Annotated in this window: 20 protein-coding genes; 4 read left to right on the top strand and 16 right to left on the bottom strand. The window is 74.2% G+C overall.

Annotated elements, in window-relative coordinates; all coding sequences use genetic code 11:
• Positions 1-43: 43 nt before the first annotated feature.
• Positions 44-1,186: a thiolase family protein gene (locus AC0IVP_RS07760; protein WP_471755699.1), complete on the top strand. Its 1,143-nt coding sequence runs from the start codon at positions 44-46 to the stop codon at positions 1,184-1,186.
• An 89-nt stretch (positions 1,187-1,275) separates the two neighbouring features.
• Here the strand turns inward: AC0IVP_RS07760 and AC0IVP_RS07765 are convergent, their stop codons facing one another.
• The 3 genes from AC0IVP_RS07765 to AC0IVP_RS07775 are packed head-to-tail and all read right to left on the bottom strand — an operon-like array spanning position 1,276 to position 6,985.
• The gene (locus AC0IVP_RS07765) at positions 1,276-3,693 is read right to left on the bottom strand and encodes an AMP-binding protein (RefSeq protein WP_471755701.1); all 2,418 of its coding nucleotides are present in this window, start codon (positions 3,691-3,693) and stop codon (positions 1,276-1,278) included.
• Positions 3,690-5,393 (bottom strand): class I adenylate-forming enzyme family protein, encoded by a 1,704-nt coding sequence (locus AC0IVP_RS07770; protein WP_471755703.1) that lies wholly within the window; start codon positions 5,391-5,393, stop codon positions 3,690-3,692. Before AC0IVP_RS07770 ends, AC0IVP_RS07765 begins: the two co-directional genes overlap by 4 nt.
• Positions 5,390-6,985 carry a flavin-containing monooxygenase gene (locus tag AC0IVP_RS07775; RefSeq protein WP_471755705.1) on the bottom strand — a complete coding sequence of 532 codons (1,596 nt, stop codon included), beginning with the start codon at positions 6,983-6,985 and terminating at the stop codon, positions 5,390-5,392. Before AC0IVP_RS07775 ends, AC0IVP_RS07770 begins: the two co-directional genes overlap by 4 nt.
• Positions 6,986-7,066: 81 nt before the next feature.
• On the opposite strand from AC0IVP_RS07775, the gene AC0IVP_RS07780 reads away from it, so the two are divergent.
• The gene (locus tag AC0IVP_RS07780) at positions 7,067-7,990 is read left to right on the top strand and encodes an enoyl-CoA hydratase-related protein (protein WP_471755707.1); all 924 of its coding nucleotides are present in this window, start codon (positions 7,067-7,069) and stop codon (positions 7,988-7,990) included.
• 31 nt (positions 7,991-8,021) lie between these two features.
• Here the strand turns inward: AC0IVP_RS07780 and AC0IVP_RS07785 are convergent, their stop codons facing one another.
• The 6 genes from AC0IVP_RS07785 to AC0IVP_RS07810 form a co-directional block, all read right to left on the bottom strand.
• The gene (locus AC0IVP_RS07785; RefSeq protein ID WP_471755709.1) at positions 8,022-8,786 is read right to left on the bottom strand and encodes an ester cyclase; all 765 of its coding nucleotides are present in this window, start codon (positions 8,784-8,786) and stop codon (positions 8,022-8,024) included.
• Entirely contained in the window at positions 8,786-10,288 is a 1,503-nt protein-coding gene (locus AC0IVP_RS07790; protein ID WP_471755711.1) for a long-chain-fatty-acid--CoA ligase, read from the bottom strand. The genes AC0IVP_RS07785 and AC0IVP_RS07790 overlap by 1 nt, the downstream gene beginning before the upstream one ends.
• Before the next feature lie 23 nt (positions 10,289-10,311).
• Positions 10,312-11,508, bottom strand: coding sequence for an acyl-CoA dehydrogenase family protein (locus AC0IVP_RS07795; protein WP_471755713.1), 1,197 nt, complete (start codon positions 11,506-11,508; stop codon positions 10,312-10,314).
• Between the two features lie 55 nt (positions 11,509-11,563).
• Positions 11,564-12,412: a 3-hydroxyacyl-CoA dehydrogenase family protein gene (locus tag AC0IVP_RS07800; protein ID WP_471755715.1), complete on the bottom strand. Its 849-nt coding sequence runs from the start codon at positions 12,410-12,412 to the stop codon at positions 11,564-11,566.
• A gap of 62 nt (positions 12,413-12,474) precedes the next feature.
• Positions 12,475-13,134: a TetR/AcrR family transcriptional regulator gene (locus AC0IVP_RS07805; protein WP_471755717.1), complete on the bottom strand. Its 660-nt coding sequence runs from the start codon at positions 13,132-13,134 to the stop codon at positions 12,475-12,477.
• A gap of 9 nt (positions 13,135-13,143) precedes the next feature.
• Positions 13,144-13,515 carry an acVLRF1 family peptidyl-tRNA hydrolase gene (locus AC0IVP_RS07810; RefSeq protein WP_471755719.1) on the bottom strand — a complete coding sequence of 124 codons (372 nt, stop codon included), beginning with the start codon at positions 13,513-13,515 and terminating at the stop codon, positions 13,144-13,146.
• Between the two features lie 188 nt (positions 13,516-13,703).
• On the opposite strand from AC0IVP_RS07810, the gene AC0IVP_RS07815 reads away from it, so the two are divergent.
• Positions 13,704-14,027 carry a hypothetical protein gene (locus AC0IVP_RS07815; protein ID WP_471755757.1) on the top strand — a complete coding sequence of 108 codons (324 nt, stop codon included), beginning with the start codon at positions 13,704-13,706 and terminating at the stop codon, positions 14,025-14,027.
• A 110-nt stretch (positions 14,028-14,137) separates the two neighbouring features.
• Here the strand turns inward: AC0IVP_RS07815 and AC0IVP_RS07820 are convergent, their stop codons facing one another.
• From AC0IVP_RS07820 to AC0IVP_RS07850, 7 genes are all read right to left on the bottom strand, one after another.
• Positions 14,138-14,794 carry a TetR/AcrR family transcriptional regulator gene (locus AC0IVP_RS07820; RefSeq protein WP_056300684.1) on the bottom strand — a complete coding sequence of 219 codons (657 nt, stop codon included), beginning with the start codon at positions 14,792-14,794 and terminating at the stop codon, positions 14,138-14,140.
• A gap of 26 nt (positions 14,795-14,820) precedes the next feature.
• Complete coding sequence (locus tag AC0IVP_RS07825) at positions 14,821-15,489, bottom strand: acVLRF1 family peptidyl-tRNA hydrolase (protein ID WP_471755721.1); 669 nt, start codon at positions 15,487-15,489, stop codon at positions 14,821-14,823.
• Positions 15,490-15,548: 59 nt separating this feature from the next.
• Complete coding sequence (locus tag AC0IVP_RS07830) at positions 15,549-15,971, bottom strand: rhodanese-like domain-containing protein (protein ID WP_471755723.1); 423 nt, start codon at positions 15,969-15,971, stop codon at positions 15,549-15,551.
• Positions 15,968-16,552 carry a cysteine dioxygenase gene (locus AC0IVP_RS07835; RefSeq protein WP_471755725.1) on the bottom strand — a complete coding sequence of 195 codons (585 nt, stop codon included), beginning with the start codon at positions 16,550-16,552 and terminating at the stop codon, positions 15,968-15,970. Before AC0IVP_RS07835 ends, AC0IVP_RS07830 begins: the two co-directional genes overlap by 4 nt.
• Before the next feature lie 215 nt (positions 16,553-16,767).
• Positions 16,768-17,982, bottom strand: a complete 1,215-nt coding sequence (locus AC0IVP_RS07840) for an MFS transporter (protein WP_471755727.1) — start codon at positions 17,980-17,982, stop codon at positions 16,768-16,770.
• 98 nt (positions 17,983-18,080) lie between these two features.
• Entirely contained in the window at positions 18,081-18,563 is a 483-nt protein-coding gene (locus AC0IVP_RS07845; RefSeq protein WP_471755729.1) for a hypothetical protein, read from the bottom strand.
• 120 nt (positions 18,564-18,683) lie between these two features.
• Positions 18,684-20,498, bottom strand: a complete 1,815-nt coding sequence (locus AC0IVP_RS07850) for a phosphoenolpyruvate carboxykinase (GTP) (protein ID WP_056300699.1) — start codon at positions 20,496-20,498, stop codon at positions 18,684-18,686.
• A gap of 245 nt (positions 20,499-20,743) precedes the next feature.
• Between AC0IVP_RS07850 and AC0IVP_RS07855 the strand changes: the two genes are divergently transcribed.
• Positions 20,744-21,907: an NADH:flavin oxidoreductase/NADH oxidase gene (locus AC0IVP_RS07855; RefSeq protein ID WP_471755731.1), complete on the top strand. Its 1,164-nt coding sequence runs from the start codon at positions 20,744-20,746 to the stop codon at positions 21,905-21,907.
• The last annotated feature ends 1 nt before the right edge of the window (position 21,908 follow it).

Below are 21,908 nucleotides of genomic sequence, written 5' to 3' on the forward strand. Positions count from 1 at the left end.
AGCGTCGGCACCGCCGCCGGCGCCCAGCGAGAGGAGTCGCCTGATGCGCGACGCAGTCATCGTCGAGGCCGTGCGCACGCCCGTGGGCAAGCGCAACGGCGGCCTGTCCGGCGTCCACCCCGCCGACCTGTCGGCCCACGTGCTGGCCTCCCTGGCCGCCCGGTCCGGGCTCGACCCGGTGCTGGTCGACGACGTCGTCTGGGGCTGCGTCTCGCAGTCGGGTGAGCAGACCTTCGACATCGCCCGCACCGCCGTGCTCGCCGCGGGCTGGCCGGAGTCGGTGCCCGGCACCACGGTCGACCGGCAGTGCGGGTCGTCCCAGCAGGCCGTGCACTTCGCCGCCGCCGGGCTGGTCGCCGGCCACTACGACGTCGTGGTCGCCGGCGGCATCGAGTCGATGTCCCGGGTGCCCATGGGCTCTTCGCGGGGCGACCAGGACCCGATGGGCCCGCAGTTCATGGCCCGCTACGGCGGCGTGAGCCCCAACCAGGGCATCGGCGCGGAGATGATCGCCTCCCGTTGGGGGCTGTCCCGCACCCAGCTCGACGAGTTCGCCCTCCGCTCCCACGAGCGGGCCGCCACCGCGCAGGACGAGGGCCGCTTCGACGCCCAGATCGCGCCGGTGGACGCCCCCGAGGGCAAGGTCTCTCGCGACGAGGGCATCCGCCGCGGCGGCAGCGTCGAGGCCCTGGCCGGGCTGAAGACCCCGTTCCAGGCCGACGGCGTGGTCTCCGCCGGCAACGCCAGCCAGATCTCCGACGGCTCGGCCGCGCTGCTCATGATGACCAGCGAGAAGGCCGCCGAGCTGGGCATGACCCCGATCGTCCGGGTGCACAGCGTGGCGCTGGCCGCCGACGACCCGGTCATCATGCTCACCGCGCCCATCCCGGCGACCAAGAAGGTGCTGCAGCGCTCGGGCCTGCGGCTGGACGAGATCGGCGTCTTCGAGGTCAACGAGGCCTTCGCCTCGGTGCCGCTGGCCTGGCTGGCCGACATCGGCGGCGACGAGAAGGTGCTCAACCCCGTCGGCGGCGCGATCGCCCTGGGCCACCCGCTCGGCGCCTCGGGCGCCCGGATCATGACCACGATGGTCCACCACATGCGGGACAACGGGATCCGCTACGGCCTGCAGACCATGTGCGAGGGCGGCGGCCAGGCCAACGCCACCATCCTCGAGCTCCTCTGACCCTCGGCGTGGATCAGCTCAGCTGATCCGACTCCGTCCTGGCTCACCGACGCCGGTGAGCCAGGACGGACACCGCTGGACCCAGCTGATCACCGCCCCACCCAGCGGGCGAGGTCGGCGGTGAGCTCGTCGGCCTGGGCCAGCGCCTTGTCCAGCCACCAGAAGCCGTGGACGGCGCCCGGGTACTCCACCAGCTCCACCGGCACGCCCGCCCCGCCCAGCCGCGCCGCGTAGGCCCGGCCCTCGTCGCGCAGCGGGTCCAGCTCGGCCACCACCACCGTCGTCGGCGGCAGCCCGGCCAGGTCCTCGGCCAGCAGCGGCGCCGCTGCCGGGTCGCCGTCCGGGGCGTACAGGCCCCAGAACCAGTCCAGCTCGCGGCGGGTCATGAGCGGCCCGTCGGCCTGCGCCAGCATGGACGGGGTGTCCGTGGGCGGGGCCAGGGTCGGGTAGACCAGCACCTGCCGGTCGGGCAGCTGCTCCCCGGCATCGCGCAGCGCCGTGGACACGGCCGCGACCAGCGCACCGCCGGCCGAGTCGCCGAGCAGCACCAGCCGCTGCCCCAGCCCGCGCGCCCACTGCACGGCGGCCAGGCAGTCCTGCACCGGCCCCGGGAACGGGGACTCCGGGGCGAGCCGGTAGTCGACCGCGACGACGGTGGCGCCCGACGCGGCGGCCAGCGCCCGGCACGGCCGGTCGGCCACCGCGAGGTCGCCGAGCACGAACCCGCCGCCGTGCAGGTAGACCAGCACGGTGCCCGTCGAGCCCGGGTACACCCGGACCGGGAAGCCGAGGTCGACGTCGTGGGTCCCGGCGACCTCGGCGACGGGCTTCTGCAGCCGCACCGCACCGCGCACCTGCTCCCGCGCCGCGGCCACGCCGACCCGGTCGTAGGTCTGCAGACCGGCCCGGGCGAACGTCGCCACCAGCGCCTGGACGTCGGGCCGCAGCCGCACCTGCTGCCGCAGCACGTTCTTCTGCACCTTGCCGGTCGGGGTCCGCGGCAGGTCCTCGACCAGCACGAGCGACTCGGGGTACTTCTGCCGGGCGATGCCCAACCCGTCCAGGAACGCGGTGAGCGAGGCCAGCGTGACCGTCGCGCCGGGCCGGGGGACGACGACGGCGCAGCCCCGCTCGGTGAGCACCGGGTCGGGGACGGCGACCACCGCCACGTCGGCGACGTCGGGGTGCTGGTAGAGGTGGTCCTCGACCTCCTTGGCGCTGATGTTCTCCCCGCCGCGCAGGATGAGGTCCTTGCTCCGCCCGGTGACGGTGAGGAAGCCGGCAGCGTCGACCCGGCCCAGGTCGCCGGTGGCGAACCAGCCGTCGCCGTCGACCACCTGCCGGTCCAGGCCGTGGTAGCCCAGGAACATCTCCGGCGCCCGGGCACGCAGGTGGCCGACCGTGCCGGGGGGCACCTCGCGCTCCTCGTCGTCGACCACCCGCAGCTCGCCGAGGCCGACCACCCGGCCGTCGGTGTCGGCGCGCAGGTCGGCGGGGTCGGCGGCGTGCCCGGCGGTGACCGTGGGGATCTCGGTGGAGCCGTACACCCGCACCACCGTGCAGCCCAGCTCCCGGGCCGCCTCGCGCACCAGCTCGGGCGGGACGTCGGCGCCGCCGCAGCCGAACACCCGCAGGGTCGAGGACGCCGGCCGGGCCGGGGAGTGGGTGAGCCCGTGCAGGAACGGGGTGGCGGCGACGGTGACCGTGCAGCCCTCGGCGGCGATCAGCTCCCAGCCGCGCTCGGGGGACCAGACGTCGCAGAACACCACCGCGGTGCCCAGCAGCGAGGCGAGGTGGAAGCCGTAGAGCACCCCGGTGACGTGGGCGACCGGCGAGGCGGACAGCACGACGTCGTCCGGGCCGAGCTGCAGGTGCTCGACCATGCTGCGGTCCTCGTGGCCGAGGGTGTCGTGGCTGTGCACCGCGCCCTTGGGGTCGCTCTCGGTGCCCGAGGTGTAGAGCAGGCAGACCGGGTCGCCGCTGGTCCGGCCGGGCTCGGCGTGCCCGCCCTCGGCGGTGCCCAGCAGATCGGCGAACCCGCCGCCCCGCGCGACCACGACGTGCTCGAGGACCGGGCAGTCCGGGCGCAGCCGGTCGGCCAGCGCCGCGTGGTCGTACCCGCGGAACACCCCGGGGACGACGAGCACCCGCGCCCCGCCCGCCTGCAGCGCGAAGCGCATCTCGGCGTCCCGCAGGATCGGCATCAGCGGGTTGCTCACCGCACCCAGCCGGATCGTGGCCAGGTGCACGACCAGCGCCTCCCACCAGTTGGGCAGCTGCTGGGCGACGACGTCCCCGGGCCCGATCCCCAGGCGCCGCAGCCCGGCGGTGCAGCGCACCACGCGGTCGGCCAGCTCGGCGTAGCTCAACCGGACGTCGCCGTCGACGACCGCGAGCCGGGTGGGGTCGGCGGCGGCCACCCAGGCGTCGAGCAGCGTGCCGTCCCAGGCGCCGGCAGCCGTCCACCGCTCCCGCACGGCGTCCGGCGAGCGCGGGAACGCGCTCACGAGGTCAGCAGCGTGTGCCGGGCCCGCTCGGCGAGCAGGAACTTGCGCGGGCGGCCCGACGGCGTGAGCGGGACGTCGGCGGCGGCGACGGCCAGCACGTGCCGGGGCACCTTGAACCGGGCCAGCTGCGGCGCGGCCCAGGCCAGCACCTCGGCGGCATCCAGCTCGGCACCGGGCTCGAGCACCACCCAGGCGACCCCGACCTCGCCCATCCGCTCGTCGGGCAGCGGGACGACGTGGGCCTGCGCGATCGCGGGGTGGCCGAGGAGCACGACCTCGACGTCGCCGGGCACCACCTGCTCGCCCCCGCAGCGGTAGCAGTCCTTGACCCGGCCGGCCAGCCGCAGCCAGCCCTCGTCGTCCACCGAGCCCAGGTCACCGGTGCGCAGCCAGCCGTCGGCGGTGAAGGTCGCGGCGTCGGCCCCGGGGTTCTCGAAGTACCCGTCGACCACCCCGGGCCCGCGGGCCAGCAGCTCGCCGACCGCGCCGGGCTCCAACGCCTCGCCGGTCACCGGGTCGGCGGTCCGGTAGACGACCAGCCGCCGGTCCAGCGCGGGGTCACCGGCGACCCCGGCGTCGCGCACCCGGCCGTTGGTCGTCCGGCGCTTCTCGGGGCCGTCCTCGGGGCGGGTGCAGGTCGTCGAGGCCGTCGTCTCGCTCTGCCCGTAGCCGGTGACCACCTCCACGCCGCCGAACGCCTCGTCGATCGCGTCCCAGATGCCCGGCGGGGAGACCCCACCGGAGGTGAACAGGTGCGTGAGGGAGGACAGGTCGTGCTCGCGGGCGCGCAGCTCGACCAGCACGGCCAGGGTCATCGTCGGGATGAGGAGCGCGTCGGTGCAGCGGTGCTCGGCGACCGCGGCCAGCGTCGCGGCCGGGTCGAAGGCCAGTTGCGGCACGATCGCCCCGCCGACGAACGGCACGGTCAGCAGACCCTCGACGAAGCCGTACACGTGGTACATCGGCAGCGAGAACGTCACGCGGTGGCCGTCGGCGAACGCCCGGCCGAGCACGCTGGAGTACGCCGCCCGCAGCAGCATGTCGTGGGTGAGCGGCACGCCCTTGGGCTCGCCGGTCGTGCCGGAGGTGAACAGCAGGACGGCGGGGGCGTGCGGGTCGGCGGGCGCGTCCTCGGCCGGTGGGCGGTCGGCGAGGGCGGCCACCGTCGTCGTCCCCGGGCGGGGGTCGGCCTGACCCGTCTCGTACACCACCACCGACCGCAGCTCCGGCAGCGCAGCGCCGCCGCCGTCGGTGGCCCACCCCGGGGCCACCTCGTCCAGCATCGCCAGGTGGTCCGTGCCGCGGAAGTGGTCCATGACCACCAGGGCGACGGCGTGCGACCGGCGCAGGATGAAGCCCAGCTCCGCCGCCCGGACCAGGAAGTTGACCGGCACCATGGTCGCCCCGAGCCGGCTCAGCGCGTAGGTGACGACCGGGAACTCGGCGACGTTGGCCAGCACCACGGCCACGTGGTCCCCGGGCCGCACCCCCAGGTCGTGCAGGCCGGCGGCCAGCCGACGGGAGCGGTCGGCGACCTCGGCGTAGGTCCACCGCACCCGGTCGGTGCGCACGAGGTCCCGGTCGGCGAACTCGGTGCACGCGTGGTCCAGCGCGCCGGCCAGGGTGCGCGGCGTCCAGACCGGGAACCGCTCCTCCAGCAGGGCCCGGCGCGCGGCCGGGGGGACCGGGTGGGCGGTCACCGGGCGGACCCGGAGAGCACGAACCCGTCGTAGTCGTCGGCGACCACGCGTTCCAGGATCCGCTTGTAGCCGCGGACCCCGCCCACGTAAGGGGTGAAGACCCGCGGCTTGCCCGGGACGTCGTCGCCCATGTAGTAGCTGCGGGCCTGCGGGTAGAGCGTGGCCTCGGCCCGTTCGTTGACGTGAGCCACCCAGCCGGCCTCGGCCTCGGCGGTCACCTCGACGACGGCGGCGCCCCGGGCACCGGCGGCGTCGAGCAGGTCGGCGATCCAGTCCACGTGCTGCTCGATGCTCAGCAGCACGTTGCTCAGCAGCGACGGGCTGCCCGGGCCGGCGACCACGAACAGGTTGGGGAACCCGGCCACCTGCAGGCCCAGGTAGGTGCGCGGCCCGGCGTCCCACGCCTCGCGCAGCGTCTGCCCGTCCCGGCCGACGATCTCGGGCTTGAGCAGGGCGCCGGTCATCGCGTCGAACCCGGTCGCGAAGACGACGACGTCGAGCTCGACCTCCCGCTCGGTGGTCCGCAGCCCGTGCTCGGTGAACCCGGTGATCGGGGTGTCCCGGACGTCGACCAGCTCGACGTCGTCCCGGTTGAAGGCCTCGAAGTACCCGGAGTCGACCGGCGGCCGCTTGGCACCGAAGGGGTAGCCCTCGGGGAGCAGGTGCGGCAGCAGCTCGGGCTTGGTCACCTTCGCGGCGATCTGCTCCCGGACGTAGTCGGCGACGGTGTCGTTGGCCGCGCCGTCGAGCATCAGGTCCCGGTAGGCCAGCAGGAAGCCGAAGCCCGTGGTCGGCCACTGCTCGTCGTAGTGCCGGCGGCGCTCCGCCGGGTCGACCTCGAGCGCCGACTCGCGGCTGACCGGGAAGCTCAGCCCGGTCGGGGAGTTGCGGGCGGCTTCCCGGCGCTCGCGGTAGACCGCCTTGACCGCGGCGTCCTCGGCGTCGTCGACCGGGGCGTTGTTCGCCGGGATGGAGAAGTTCGGCGTGCGCTGGAAGACGGTGAGGTGGGCGGCCTGCTCGGCGACGACGGGCACCAGCTGGGTGCCCGAGGAGCCGGTGCCGATGACGCCGACCCGCTTGCCGGTGAGGTCGATGCCCTCACGGGGCCATCGGGCGGTGTGCAGCACGGTGCCGGCGTAGTCGGCCTGGCCGGGGAGCTCGGGGTCCTTGGGGATGCTCAGCTGGCCGGTCGCCATCACCACGAACCGGGCCCGCCAGGTCGCACCGGTGTCGGTCTCGACGTCCCAGCCGCCGTCCCGGAAGACCATCCGGGTGACCCGGGTGCGCAGGTGCACGTCGCGGGCCAGGTCGAAGCGCTCCACCACGTGGTCGACGTAGCGCAGGATCTCCGGCTGGGTGGCGTACCGCTCGGTCCAGCGCCACTCCTGCTCGAGGTCGGGGTCGAAGCCGTAGGAGTAGTCGTGGCTGCGCACGTCGCAGCGGGCTCCGGGATACCGGTTCCAGTGCCACACGCCGCCGATGCCGTCACCGGCCTCCAGGACGGCGACCGCACGGCCCCGTTCGCGCAGCGTGTGCAGCGCCCGCAGGCCGGCGAACCCGGCTCCCACCACCACGACGTCGACGTCGGTCATGCCTCCACTGTGGCTGTGGACACAGGCGCTGTCAACGCATACGTTGACAGCGCTTCGTCGACGAGGACAGAGGAGACCGCCATGGGCCGCAGGGTGCCGAACCCGGAGATGCTGACCTACGAGAAGGAGGGCCGGATCGCCACGATGACGCTGAACCGGCCCGAGCGCGGCAACGCGCTGTGCCGGCAGCTCCGCGACGAGATGGACGACGTCCTCGACGACCTGGACGCCGACGACGACACCCGGGTGCTCATCGTGGCCAGCAACGGGAAGAACTTCTGCACGGGCTACGACCTGTCCGAGTGGGGCTACCTCTGGGGCACCGGTGAGCCGTCCCGCCCCGAGGACAGCCGCCCGCACCGGCGGGCACCGATCTTCAGCCGCCGCGAGTTCCACGAGTCCCGCGAGCGCTGGATGCGGCTGTGGCGCATCCGCCAGGCCACCATCGGCGTCGTGCGCGGGGCCTGCGTGGCCGGCGGGCTGGACCTGGCCGGCGTGCTGGACGTCGTGTTCGCCGCCGACGACGCGACCTTCGGCCAGCCCGAGGCGCGGTCGATGGGCGAGATCCACACCTTCGGCATGTGGCCGGTGCACCTCGGCATGCGCAAGACCAAGGAGTGGCTGTTCACCGGCGACTCGATGACCGGCACCGAGGCCGAGCAGTACGGCCTGGTCAACAAGGCGGTGCCCGCCGACGAGGTGATGGCGGTGGCCCGCACCTACGCCGAGCGGATCAGCCACGTGCCGCTGGAGATGCTCTACAGCCACAAGGAGGCCACCAACCGCTGGTGGGACGCGATGGGCATCGCCTCGGCGATCGCCGCGGCCAACGACGCCGACGCCATGGCGATCGCGGGCCCCGCGATGGCCGACTTCGAGCGGATCCAGCGGGCCGACGGTGTGCGGGCCGCGGTGGAGGACCGGGACGAGCCGTTCAGCCACCACCGCACCTACTGGGAGGCCTACCAGGCCGGTCGGGCCGCGGAGCGCGCCGAGCGCGGGTGACCGGGGCGGCCCGGCACGGCCGCTGCGGGGTTCAGCGCCGGGTGCGCGACCGCAGCAGGCCGTGCCGGTCGCTGACCACGACCCCGCCGGAGACCACGCCGTCGACGACCCGCACCAGACCCGCCAGCCCGAGCCGGACCGGTCCGTCCGCGGCCGGGAGGTCATCGGACCCGAGGAACTCGCCGGTCTGGGTGGCCGCGAAGGCGACGGTCGGGCCGACGGAGAACAGCTGGGCCACCTCCACGCCCCGGGGCCGGACCAGCGCGGCGGTCAGCCCGTCGTCCCAGGTCACGTCGTCGAACCCGGGCTGCGCGGAGCCCAGCCAGGCCCGGACGATGTCCTCCGCGGCCGGGTCGGGCACCCCGGGCACCGTGGTCCACGGCGCCACCGCCGGCGGGCCGACGGTGTCGGGCACGCCGTCGGCCAGCTGCCGGCGGCGGGCGGCGTAGTCCTCCTGGGTCCAGTTCTCGGCGAGCCGGTCGCCGTCCCGGGCGAAGAGCGCGACGCCGGTCCAGGCCGCAGCCCGCAGGTCGTGCCGGACCGAGGCGCCGTGCTCGGTGAAGTGCAGCGCCAGCCGGTCCTCGGTGAGCGCGAGGGCGTGCACGGTCAGCTGGAGCCCCGGGAACTGCTCGAGCTGGCCGAGGGTGGCCGGCACGTAGGCGTCCAGCCCGGTGAGCTCGACGTCGCCGATGTGCACCCGGTAGCCCGGCACCATGATGTCCGGCGGGACGGCGGGATCGGCCCGGTCCAGCCAGTCGACGGTGAACCGCTGCGCGAGGCGGGCCAGCGGGTGCATCAGTGCACCCGCCGGTCGGTGCCGGCCCAGAACGGCTCGCGGAGCACCTTCTTGAGCACCTTGCCCGAGGCGTTGCGCGGCAGCTCGTCGGCGAAGTCGACGCTGGTCGGGCACTTGTAGTGAGCCAGCCGGTCGCGCACGAACGCGATCAGCCCGGGCTCGTCCAGGGTGGTGCCCGGCCGCCGGACGACGACCGCCTTCACCGTCTCGCCCCACCGGTCCGAGGGCACCCCGATGACCGCGGCCTCCAGCACGTCCGGGTGCGCGTGGAGCACGTTCTCCACCTCGGCCGGGTACACGTTCTCCCCGCCGGAGACGACCATGTCCTTGATCCGGTCGTGCATGTAGACGTGGCCCTCGGCGTCCAGGTAGGCGGCGTCGCCGGTGCGCAGCCAGCCGTCCTCGACCAGCGCCTCGCCGGTGAGCCCGGGCTGGCCCCAGTAGCCGACCGTGTTCTGCCCCGAGCGGACCCAGATCTCGCCCACCCCGCCCACGGGTGCCTCCTCGCCCGTCGCCGGGTCGACCACCCGGAGCTCGACCCAGGGCAGCGGCTTGCCCACCGAACGCAGCAGATGGGCCCGCGCGCCGCCGGGGTCGTGGTCCTCGGGCTGCAGCGAGACGACGCTGCCCGCGGTCTCGGTCATGCCGTAGACGCCCATGAACTCGCAGCCGAACAACCCGATCGCCGTCAGCAGCTGGGTCTCGCCCATCGGGGCCGCCCCGTAGGCGATCCGCCGCAGGCTGGAGATGTCGGTGCCCGGCAGCGCCGGGCTCTCGGCCAGCATCTGCACGACCGCCGGCACCAGGAACGTGTGGGTGACCCGGTGCCGCTCGATCAGGCCCAGGACGGCGGTCGGGTCCATGTCGCGGACGAGCACGGTGTGCCCGCCCTGGCCCAGCGCGGTCAGGCTGTAGCCGGCGCCGCCGATGTGGAACAGCGGCGAGGGCACCAGGTTCACCGTTCGTGGGTCCATGCCGTAGAACTCCCGGCCCATCCGCGGGGTCCACAGCAGGTTCGCCGAGGTGAGCATGGCGCCCTTGGGGTTTCCCGTCGTCCCCGAGCTGTACAGCTGGAGGACGACGTCGTCCGGGTCGGGTTCGTGGCCGGGGTCGGAGTCGTCGTCGGACAGCCAGGCCTCGTACTCCTCCCCCAGCCGGACGACGGTCGGGCCGGCGGCGGGCAGCAGGTGGACGAACTCCCGGGCCGCGACCACAAGCCGGGGGGCGGCGTCCTCGACGATCGCGGTGACCTCGGGTGCGGCGAGGCGGACGTTCAGCCCGACGGTGACGGCGCCGACCTTGGCCGCACCGAACACCACCTCGAAGAAGGTGGGCGCGTTCTTGTCCAGCACGCCGACCCGGTCGCCGGGGCCGATCCCGTCGCCCACCAGGGCCCGGGCCACCCGGTTGCTGCGCGCGTCGAGCTCGCCGAAGGTCAGCGTCGTGTCCCCGAGCGTGACCGCCGGGGCGTCCGCCCGGGTGCGCCCCAGCTCCCGGATCAACCCCGCGAGCGTGCCGGCCACCGTCAGTAGCTCTTGGGCAGGCCCAGGCTGTGCTGGGCGACGTGGTTGAGCACCATCTCCCGGCTCACCGGGGCGGTCTTGAACATGCGGGCCACGAACCAGAGGTCGGCCAGTCCGTACTCGTGGCTCAGCCCGTTACCGCCGTGCACCTGGATGGCCTGGTCCAGCGCCTTCACCGCGGCGTCGCCGGCCGCGAACTTGGCGATGTTGGAGGCCTCGGCGGCGTCCAGCCCGGCATCGCTCATCTCCGCGGCGCGCATGGTCATCAGCCGGGCCAGCTCGACGGCGATGTAGGCCTCGGCCAGCGGGTGGGCCACGCCCTGGTGCGCGCCGATCGGGGTCTTCCACACCGTGCGCTCGTTGGCGTACCGGGCACCCTTGGCCAGCGCGAACCGGGCGATGCCGTTGGCCATGCAGGCCGCGGCCACCCGCTCGGGGTTGAGCCCGGCGAAGACCTGCTTGAGCCCCTCGCCCTCGGTGCCGACCAGCCCGGCCCGCTCGACCGGGACGTCGTCGAAGAAGGTCGTGAACTGCTTCTCGGGCAGCTGCAGCGCGGAGTCCAGCTGCTGGAAGGTCAGGCCGGGGGCGTCGGTGTCGCAGATGAACAGCGACAGGGTGTGCCGGCCGTCGGGGCCGGGCTCGGCGTCACGGGCGACCACCAGCAGCGCCTGGCACTCGTCCACCCCCGACGTCCAGTACTTCTGCCCGCGCAGCCGCCAGCCGCCGTCGCCGTCCTCGTGCGCCGTGGTGGTGATCCGGTGCGTGTTGGAGCCGGCGTCGGGCTCGGTGATCGCGAAGGCCATCCGGAAGGTGCCGTCGGCGATGCCGGGCAGGTACTTCTGCTTCTGCTCGGGGGTGCCGTGCGCGGTGAGCACGGTGCCGGCGATGGCGGGGCTGATCACCACCATGAACATCGGGCAGCCCTGGCTGGCCATCTCCTCGATGACCACGGCCAGGTCGGCCAGCCCGCCGCCGCCCCCGCCGTACTCCTCGGGCAGGTGCACGCCGAGGAACCCGGCCTCGCCCATGTCCGACCAGAGGGCGTCGGCCTTCTCGCCCTTGGCCACGATCTCCTGGAAGTACGAGCGGCCGTAGCTGCCGACGAGCTGGCCGACGGCCTCGCGCAGGTCGCGGCGCTCCTGCGTCGTGTCGCTGATCCGCGAGCCCTTGCCGGGCAGTGCGACCGGGGTGTTGTCCACGGGGTCTCCTCCTCGTCAACGCTACTGTTGACGGTAGGGAGTGAGCCAGACCACGTCAATCCCAGTCGTAGAACCCGCGCCCGGTCTTCACGCCCAGCTCGCCGGCGGCCACCTTGTCGACGAGCAGCTGCGGCGGGGCGAACTGCGGCCCCAGTGCGGTCTCCAGGTTGCGGGCGATGTGCAGCCGGACGTCGAGGCCCACGATGTCGGTCAGCCGCAGCGGGCCGACCGGGTGTCGGTAGGCCAGCTGGATCGCCCGGTCGATGTCGGCCGGTTCGCCCACGCCCTGCTCGACCATCCGGATCGCCTCCAGCGCCGCGACGACGTCCAGCCGGCTGGTGGCGAAGCCCGGCGCGTCGGCGACGACCGCGGACTCCTTGCCGATCACGGCCACGGCGGCCAGCGCCGCCTCCAGCGTCGCCGCGGAGGTGCGCGCCCCGCGGACCACCTCGACGACCGGGATGGACCAGACCGGGTTGAAGAAGTGCAGGCCGAGGAAGGCCCCGGGCCGGGCCAGGTCGGCGGCCAGGGTGTCGATGGACAGCGCGCTGGTGTTGCTGGCCAGCACCGCCGGACGGCGCTCCTCGCAGGCGGCCAGCACCCGCCGCTTCAGCTCGAGGTCCTCGGGCACGGTCTCGACGACGAGGTCCAGCTCCTCGGGCAGCTCGGCGGCCGAGGTCACGTGCTCGACCAGCCCGTCGAGACCCGCCGCGTCCTCGACGGTGAGCTTGCCGCGGCGCACCCCGGCCTCGGCGGCGGCGGCGATCTCGCGGCGCACCGCCGCCATGCGGGCCAGGTCGGGCTCCACCACCGTCGTCCGGGCGCCGGCGACGGCCAGCACGTAGGCGATGCCCACGCCCATCGTCCCCGCGCCCACGACACCCACACGCTGCAGCCCGGTCATCCCGGCCTCCCTCGGCTCGACATCGCGTCAACGTACACGTTGACAGCTCGCGGTGCGGGTGCTCAGCGGGCCCGGAGACCGTCCAGCACGAGTTCGGCGTAGGCCCGCCCGATGGCGCCGGCGTCCACGTCGGACCTCGTCGGGTTGAACCACCGGTTGGTCCAGCCGACCATCCCGATCAGGCCGTAGGCCAGCACCCACGGCTCGGCCACCGGGCGCACCGTGCCCTCGGCGATGCCCGCGGCGATGATGTCGACGACGCACTCCTGGTAGGCGCGGTTGAGCCCGCGCATCTCCGCGGACCAGTCACTGCGCTTCTCCCCGACGTGGCTGAGGTTCTCCTGGATGAAGACGTAGAGGAAGGGATAGGACGCCGCGTAGGAGTCCATCAGCTCGGTGACCAGCCGGGCGAGCTTGTCGGGGGCGTCGCCCGCGCCGTCCCGGATGGCCTCGGCCCGCGCCACGTTGGCCCGCACGGCGTCGCTGACCACCTCGTCGAACAGCTCCTCCTTGCTGCCGACGTAGTAGTAGAGCGTCGCGCGGTCGGTGCCGAGCGCCTCGGCGATCTGACCCAGGCTCGTGCCGCGGAACCCGTGCACCTTGAAGAGCTCGGCGGCCGCCGCGATGATCTCCGCGCGCCGCTCCCGGTACGCCGCCCGCGCCCCGCCCTGCTGGGCGGCCGCCCGCCGCCGCCCGATGGCGCTCGACTGGTCCTCGGTCATCGCCCGACCCTAGGCGTCGGCCACGTGCACCCGGACGGCGCGGAACAGCACGGGGCTGGACAGCAGCACGGCCTTGGTCGGCTCGCCCACCTCCACCGGCGTCAACCGGCGCAGCGCGGCCAGGCCCGTCAGCCGCCGGTCGGCCAGCACCTCGTCGACGAGCCCGCGGTCGCCACCGGTGGCCAGCCCGACGCAGGTCGCGACGTGCGGCCCGAGCACCCGGACGGCGGTCTCCACCGCATGGTCGACGACCGCGTCGGTCTGGTTGCCGCGCCGGCGGGCGAAGCGCTGCTGGGACCACCCGCCGGCCGCCGTCCGGCCCTGCACGAGCCGGGCATCGACCTCGGAGACCACCAGGTCGCCGCCCTCGAAGACACCCACGGCCACCGGCCGCGGCGGACCAGCAGCACGGCCACCCGGTGCCGCGACCGCGCGGCGGCGCCGAGCCGGGCCAGCGGCGTCGGACCGGGGCCGTCCCAGCCCAGCGGCGGGTCCAGCCGGAGGACGGCGCCGTCCGCGCAGGTCACCGTCACGCCGTCGGCATCGGCGACCACGTCGGCGAACGCACCGTGCCGGCCGGCCGCGTCGTCCAGCCACCGTTCCAGCCGCCGACAGCGCGCAGGCCTGCTCGACGGTGCCGACCAGCCCAGGCGCGTGCAGGCCAGGCCTTCGCGTCCGTGCCGCCGGCCTGGCTCGCCGAGATCGGCGCCGACGACGAGGTCCTCCACCCGGTCGGCGGCGCGATCGCCCTGGGTCACCCGCTGGGCGGCTCCGGCGCCCGCATCATGACCACGATGCTGCACCACGTGCGCGACAACGGGATCCGCTACGGCCTGCAGACGATGTGCGAGGGCGGCGGCCAGGCCAACGCCACCATCCTCGAGCTCCTCTGACCCACCTGAGCGTGGATCAGGGTCCCTGACCCAACTCCGTCCTCCCTCAACACATCTCGTGGGGGAGGACGGACTCTGATCAGGGACCCTGATCCACGCGGGGAGGGCCGTCAGCGGGCGCGCAGGCCGTCCAACAGGATCGTGGCGTAGGCGCGGCCGATGGTGGCGGCGTCGACCTCGGACTTCACCGGGTTGAACCACCGGTTGGTCCAGCTGACCATCCCGATCAGGCCGTAGGCCAGCACCCAGGGCTCGGCGACGGGGCGGATCGTGCCCTCCTCGATGCCCGCGGTGATGATCGCGACGACGCAGTCCTCGTAGGCCCGGTTGAGGGCGCGCATCTCCCGGGACCACTCGGCCCGCCGCTCACCGACGTGGCTGAGGTTCTCCTGGATGTAGACGTACAGGAACGGGTAGCTGGCCTCGTAGCTGTCCATCATCGCCACGACCAGCCGGTCCAGCTTGTCCGGGGCGTCGCCGGCGCCGTCCCGGATCTCCTCGGCGCGGGTCAGGTTCGCCCGGACGACGTCGCTGACCACCTCGTCGAACAGCTCTTCCTTGCTGCCCACGTAGTAGTACAGCGTGGCCCGGTCGGTGCCCATCGCGTCGGCGATCTGGCCGATGCTGGTGCCCCGGAATCCGTGGGTCTTGAACAGGCGCGCGGCCGCCTCGACGATCTCCTGGCGCCGCTCGGCGTAGGCGATCCGTCCCTCGCCCCTGGCCGCGGCGCGACGCCGGCCGATGGCGCTGGACTGGTCGTCGCTCACGCCCCGACCCTAGGTGTCACACAGCCTCAGGAGCGGTCGCCGGGCTCGACCAGGTGCACCTGCACGGCGCGGAACTGCGCCGGGGTGTCCACCAGCACCGCCTTCGTCGGCTCCCCCACGTCCAACGGTGCGGTCTGCGGCAGGGCGGCCAGCGGCGCGAGGCGGGGGTCGGTGAGGACCTCGGCCACCAGGCCCTTGTCGCCCCCGGTCGCCAGCGCAGCGAGGGTGCTGGCGTGCGGCAGCAGCACCCGGACGGCGGTCTCCACGGCGTGGTCGACGACGGCGTCGGTCTGGTTGCCCCGGCGGCGGGCGAAGCGCTGCTGGGACCAGCCGCCGGCCGCCGTGCGGCCCTGCACCTGGCGTGCGTCGACCTTGGAGACGACGAGGTCGTCCCCGTCGAAGACGCCGACCGCCCAGCGGCCCCGGCGGACCAGGAGCACGCCGACCCGGGCCGGCCGGCGGGCGGCGACGGCGAGCGCGGTCATCGGCGCGGGTCCCGGTGCCCACCCGAACGGCAGCCGGACGACGGCGGTCGTGGTGTCGGCGCAGGTGACGGTGACCGCGCCGTCGGCAGCGACGGCGACGTCGGTGAAGGCGCCATGCCGGTCGGCGACCCCGTCCAGCCAGCGACCCAGGCGCTCGGCCGGGACCGCGATGACACGGCCACCGCCGGCGGCGGGGCGGCTGCGGCTCACCCGGTGATCAGACCACGCGGCCGGCCGTGGGTCTGTGCGGCCGAGCCGGGGCCGACGTCTCAGACGCCCTCGGTGCCCAGCTCGTGGGGCAGTCCGGCGGCGACCCAGGCGACGAAGCCGCCGATGACGTCGGTGGCGCTGGCCAGGCCGAGCGAGCGCAGCGCGTCGGCGGCCAGGCTGGAGGTGTAGCCCTCCGAGCACAGCACCAGGACGTCGACGTCGTAGCCGGTGGCCTCGGGCAGCCGGGCGTCGCTGGCCGGGTCGAAGCGCCACTCCAGGACGTTGCGCTCGACGACGAGGGAGCCGGGCACCCAGCCCTCGCGGGCGCGCTGGGCGGCCGGCCGGATGTCGACGAGGTACGCACCGGCGGCCCAGCGACGGGCGGCCTCCTGGGGGGTGACCCGGGCGATCCGGGACCGGGCGGCGTCGAGCAGGTCGTCGACGGAGACGGCGCCGGCGGGGCGCTGCAGCAGCGAGGTCACCAGTCCACCCCCGCCTTCTCGGTGCCGATCCGGACCAGGCCGGTGGGGTCGATCCGGTAGGTGTTCATCAGGCTCAGCCGGGGCGCGTAGACGTGCACGCTGACCGCGGGCTCGTGCAGGGTGTTGACCACCTGGTGCACGTAGTGCGGGCCGAAGAAGCGGACCCGGCCGGCGGTGAGGTCCGCGGTGCTCTGGTGCGGCGCGCGGCCGCTGCGGGCGGCGACGACCCGCTCGGTGAGCGTGCCGCGGGCCACCGCGAAGGCCCCGGAGGAGGCGCCGTGGTCGTGCAGCGGGGTGCCCTGGCCGGGCAGCCAGGACAGCAGCCAGACCTGGGCCTCCTCCAGCTCCTGGTGCAGCGAGGGGTCCAGGGCCGGGGCCAGGTCGGCGGTGGGGAGCAGGTGGGTCCACCGGCTCTCCTCGCGGAACTCCACGAGGTGCGCCCACAGGTCGGTGCGGACGGCGAGGGCGACGGCGAGGGCTGCGGCGCCGGCGGGCCGGGTGGCCTCGGCGACCTGGCCGGCGGCCGAGGCCGAGCGGGGGCGGGCGGACACGGGCGAGCTGGGCAGGACGGTGCTGGTCACGGTGACTTCCTCAGGACGTGGCGCGGCCGGCAGGAGTGCGGCGGCGGGTGGCTGGTGCGGGGGCTGGAGGTGGAGTCAGCGACCCGGACACAGCGCGCTGGCGACACGGAGCAGGTCCACGGCGGACCTCCGGTGCAGCTCGAGCGAGTACGTCACCGGGAGATCAGACCACTCGGCCCGGCCCCCCGTCAACAATCCCGATCGGATTGGTGTACTTAGCGTGCGAGCGCCGGTTCCCCGGTGTGCTCGGCGGGGACGACGAGCAGCCGCTGGAACACCCCGACGGCCACCGCGGCCACGGCCGCGGCGACTGTCGAGACCAGGAACGAGTGGTTCGCCCCGGACACGTCGACCACCTTGCCGGCTGCCGAGGCACCCACCGCGACGCCGAGGGCCAGGGCGGTGCCGATCCAGGTGAAGGCCTCGGTGACGCAGATCCGTGGCACCAGCACCTCGGCGAGGGTGAAGGCGCTGATCAGCGACGGCGAGACCGCCACCCCGGCCAGCAGCACGAAGGGCACCAGCAGCCACAGGTCGGTCACGACCACCAGCGGCAGGCTGAGCAGGACGAACCCGACGAGGACCACGAGCAGGCGACGCCGCACCGGGGCGCGGAACCGCATGGTGCCCCAGCCGATGCCCGAGGCCATCGACCCCAGCGCCAGCGCCGCGATCAGCACCCCGGACAGCGACTTGGCGCCGACCTCGTCGGCGAAGGCCACCAGCGCGATCTCCAGGCTGCCCAGCACCGTCCCGACGGCCAGGCCGACGACGAAGAGCACCCGCAGGCCCGCCGTCCGCATCGCGGAGGGGCCCTGCCGGCTGGCGTGCCCGTGCGCCGGCGGCTCGGTGCGGCCCTGTGCGGCGAAGGCCAGGCTGCCCACCACGGCCAGGCTGAAGGCGGTGACGACGCCGGAGGTGGTGTGACCCGTGGTGGACAGGAAGGTGACCAGCACCGGGCCGACGATGAAGACGAACTCGTCGACCACCGACTCCATCGCCAGCGCCGTGGGCAGCCGGGGTGTGCCGCGCAGCAGGTGGGTCCACCGCACCCGGATCATCGAGCCGACCGGGGGGATGCACGCGCCGGCGACCGCGGCCGAGGCGAAGACCACCCACAGCGGCCAGCCCTCCCGCACGGAGAACAGGAACACGAACCCGGCCAGCACGAAGGCCAGCAGCACCGGCAGCAGCACCCGCCGCTGGCCCAGGGTGTCGGCCAGCCGGCCCAGCACCGGGCCGCTGACCGCCGTGGCCACCGCCCCCGCGGCGGCCACGCCACCGCCCAGGGCGTAGGAGCCGGTGTAGTCCTGCACCAGCAGCACGCTGCCCAGGCCGATCATCGACAGCGGCAGCCGCCCGACGAAGGCCGAGGCCACCATCGGCAGCGCGTGCGGCGTGCGCAGCACGTGCAGGTACGGGTTGGGCACGAGGGGAGGGCCTCCGGCGAGACGGTGGGTCGCGGACGGTGCGGCCCCGACGCTAACCGCCGGGTCCGCCCCGGGCTCGCAGGAGGGCCCGGGCGGGGTCAGCCCTGCGGCGGGGACCAGGCCTGCGGCGTCGAGGTGGGGACGGCGGTGAAGCCGTCGTCGTCCCGGCCGTCGTCGCCCTTCTCCCGGCGCGGCCGGCGGCGGCCCTGCGGGACCAACGCGAGGACGACGAGCAGCGCGCCCACGAGCAGCGCACCGCCACCGAAGGCCAGCTGGGTGATGCCACTGCGGATCTGGTCGAACGGCACGTCGAAGCGGTACACCGTGTCCGGGTCGGCGTAGGCGGTGACGCCCAGCGCCAGGAGGGCGGCACCACCGATGAGCGGGGCGAGCGGGGACACCCTCCGAGCGGCGGCCAGCAGCCCGAGCACGGCGCCACCGACCAGCGTCCAGACCAGTCCGGTCGTGCTGGGGTCCAGCCGTTGGGCGTCCACCAGCAACTGGCCGACACCGAACCCGCCGGCGCCCAGCGCCCCGGCGGTGAGCACGATCCCGAGCAGCAGTCCCAGCACGTGCCTCATGCCCCGACGCTAGCCCGGCGCAGGGTCACCGCCCGGGACGCGCGCGGGCCCCGCCGCACCGTCGACGCTGACGGTGCGGCGGGGCCCCACGGGAGGACGACGCTGTCCTCCGGACCTCGCTCAGGCGAGGCGGCTCTTGAGGATCTCCAGCTCGTCCCACATGGTGGTGGGGAGCTTGTCGCCGAAGCGCTCGAACCACTCGGTGATCTGCGGGATCTCCTCGCGCCACTCCTCGGTGCGCACGGCCAGCGCGGCCTCGACCTGGTCGGCGGTCATGCCCAGGCCCGAGACGTCGAGCGACTCGGCGGTGGGCACGTGGCCGACCGGGGTCTCGACGGCGGCCGCGGTGCCCTCCAGGCGCTCGACGACCCACTTGAGCACCCGCGAGTTCTCCCCGAAGCCCGGCCACAGGAAGCCGCCGTCGGCGTCCCGGCGGAACCAGTTGACGTAGAAGACCGAGGGCAGCTTGGCGGCGTCGGCGGACTTGCCGGTCTCGACCCAGTGGTTGAAGTAGTCACCGGCGTTGTAGCCGATGAAGGGCAGCATCGCGAAGGGGTCGCGGCGGATGACGCCGACCGCACCGGTGGCCGCGGCGGTGGTCTCCGAGGACAGCGTGGCCCCCATGAAGACGCCGTGGTTCCAGTCCCGCGCCTGGCTGACCAGCGGGATCGTGGTCTTGCGGCGACCGCCGAAGAGGATGGCCGAGATCGGCACGCCCTTCGGGTCGTCCCACTCCGGCGCCAGGATGGGGCACTGGGTGATCGGGGTGCAGAACCGGCTGTTGGGGTGGCTGCTGGGCTCGGTGGACTCCGGAGTCCAGTCCCGGCCCTTCCAGTCCCGCAGGTGGGCCGGGGGCTCCTCGGTCATGCCCTCCCACCAGACGTCGCCGTCGTCGGTGAGGGCGACGTTGGTGAAGACCGAGTTGCCCTGCTCGATGGTGCGCATGGCGTTGGGGTTGGTGTCCCAGCCGGTGCCGGGCGCGACGCCGAAGAGGCCGAACTCGGGGTTGAGGGCGTAGAGCCGGCCGTCCTCACCGAAGCGCATCCAGGCGATGTCGTCGCCGAGGGTCTCGACCTCCCAGCCCGGGATGGTGGGCTCGAGCATCGCCAGGTTGGTCTTGCCACAGGCGCTGGGGAACGCGGCGGCGATGTAGTGCACCGCGCCCTCGGGGTTGGTCAGCTTGAGGATCAGCATGTGCTCGGCCAGCCAGCCCTCGTCGCGGGCCATCACCGAGGCGATGCGCAGCGAGTAGCACTTCTTGCCCAGCAGGGCGTTGCCGCCGTAACCCGAGCCGTAGGACCAGATGGTCCGCTCCTCGGGGAACTGCACGATGTACTTGGTGTCGCTGCAGGGCCACGGGACGTCGGCCTGGCCCTCGGCCAGCGGGGCACCCAGGGAGTGCAGCGCGGGCACGAAGGGCCGGTCGGTGCCCATGGCCTCCAGGGCGGCGCTGCCGATCCGGGCCATGACCCGCATGGAGACCACGACGTACTCGGAGTCGGTCAGCTCGACGCCGAACATCGGCGACTCGGCCTCGATCGGGCCCATGCAGAAGGGGATGACGTACATCGTCCGGCCGCGCATGCACCCGCGGTACAGCTCGGTCATGACGGCCTTCATCTCGGCCGGTTCCATCCAGTTGTTGGTGGGACCGGCGTCGGCCTCGTCGACCGAGCAGATGTAGGTGCGGTCCTCGACCCGGGCGACGTCGCTGGGGTCGGACTGGGCCAGGAAGGAGTTCGGCTTGGCCGCCAGCCGGGTGAAGGTGCCGGCGGCCTCCAGCTGCTCGGTGAGCCGGGTCCACTCCTCGTCGCTGCCGTCCACCCACACCACTCGGTCCGGAGTCGTCAGCTCGGCCGTCTCCGCCACCCAGGCGAGCAGTCGTGCGTGGGTGGTGGGGGCGTTCTCCAGACCGGGGGTGGCCACGGACGTCACAGGCGTCTCCAAACTCGTGGACGCCGGTGCGGCTGTCACACCGGCGCTGGTGCGGTACCTCGGACGCCGTCCGGGAGGGCTCCCCGGCAGCGCGATCTCGGAAGGCTAGCGCTGGGGAGGGGCCTGCGGCAGGGTCAGTGACGAGACGTACAAGACGTCTTGTCCAGGGGGGTAGACGTCTGCGACGTCTCTCGCACCTGGACGGGCCGGGAAGCCCCTCCGGGGCCACCGGGTTGACCCCGGACGTGACCCCTCCCGCTCTCTTCACCCCCCTCACCCTGCGCGGTGTGACCCTGCCCAACCGGCTCGTGGTCGCCCCGATGTGCCAGTACTCCGTCACCGAGGGCGTCGTCGGCGACTACCACCTGGCCCACCTGGGCCGGTTCGCCCTCGGCGGCTTCGGCACCGTCCTGGTGGAGGCCACCGCGGTCACCCGCGACGGCCGGATCAGCCACGGCGACGTCGGCCTCTGGGACGACGGCCAGGTCGAGGGACTGGCCCGGGTGGTCTCCTTCCTGCACTCCCAGGGCACCGTCGCCGGGGTCCAGCTGGCGCACGCCGGCGGCAAGGCCTCCACCCACCGCCCCTGGGACGGCGAGGGCCCGGTCACCCCGGACACCGCCCGGCCCGGTGAGGACCCCTGGCCGACGGTGTCGGCGAGCGACGTCCCGCTGGGCGAGGGCTGGCCGCAGCCGCACGCGCTGGGCACCGACGAGCTGGCCGCCCTCGTCGCGGACTGGGTGGCCGCCACCCGGCGGGCGGAGCGGGCCGGCTTCGACGTCGTCGAGGTGCACGCCGCGCACGGCTACCTGCTCAACCAGTTCCTCTCCCCGCTGACCAACACCCGCACCGACGCCTACGGCGGCTCGCCGGCGGCCCGGATGCGGTTCCCGCTGGAGGTGGTGGCCGCGGTGCGCGCCGCGTGGCCCGCGGACAGGCCGCTGCTGGTCCGGGTCTCCGCCGTCGACGGTGCGGCCGACGGGACGACGCTGGAGGAGACCGTCGCCTTCGCCCGCGAGCTGGCCGCCCTCGGCGTGGACGCCGTGGACACCTCCGGTGGCGGCATCGGCGGTGGCTGGGCGCACCCGATCGGCTACGGCTACCAGGTGCCGGCGGCCGCCGCGGTCAAGGCGGGCAGCGGGCTGCCCACGATGGCGGTCGGCCTGCTCACCGAGCCGGCCCAGGCCGAGGCCGTGCTGGCCACCGGGCAGGCCGACCTGGTCGCACTGGCCCGGGCCGCGCAGGACGACCCCAACTGGCCGCTGCACGCCGCCCGCGAGCTGACCGGCTCCTACGACGCCTGGCCGGTGCAGTCCGGGCCGCGGCTGGCTTCCCGGGACAGGCTGCTGACCTCGATCGGCCCGTGGACCGGCCCCGACCCGGTCCAGCTCGCCCCGCCGCGCGCCTGAC

This window comes from Klenkia sp. AC732 (assembly GCF_979256525.1).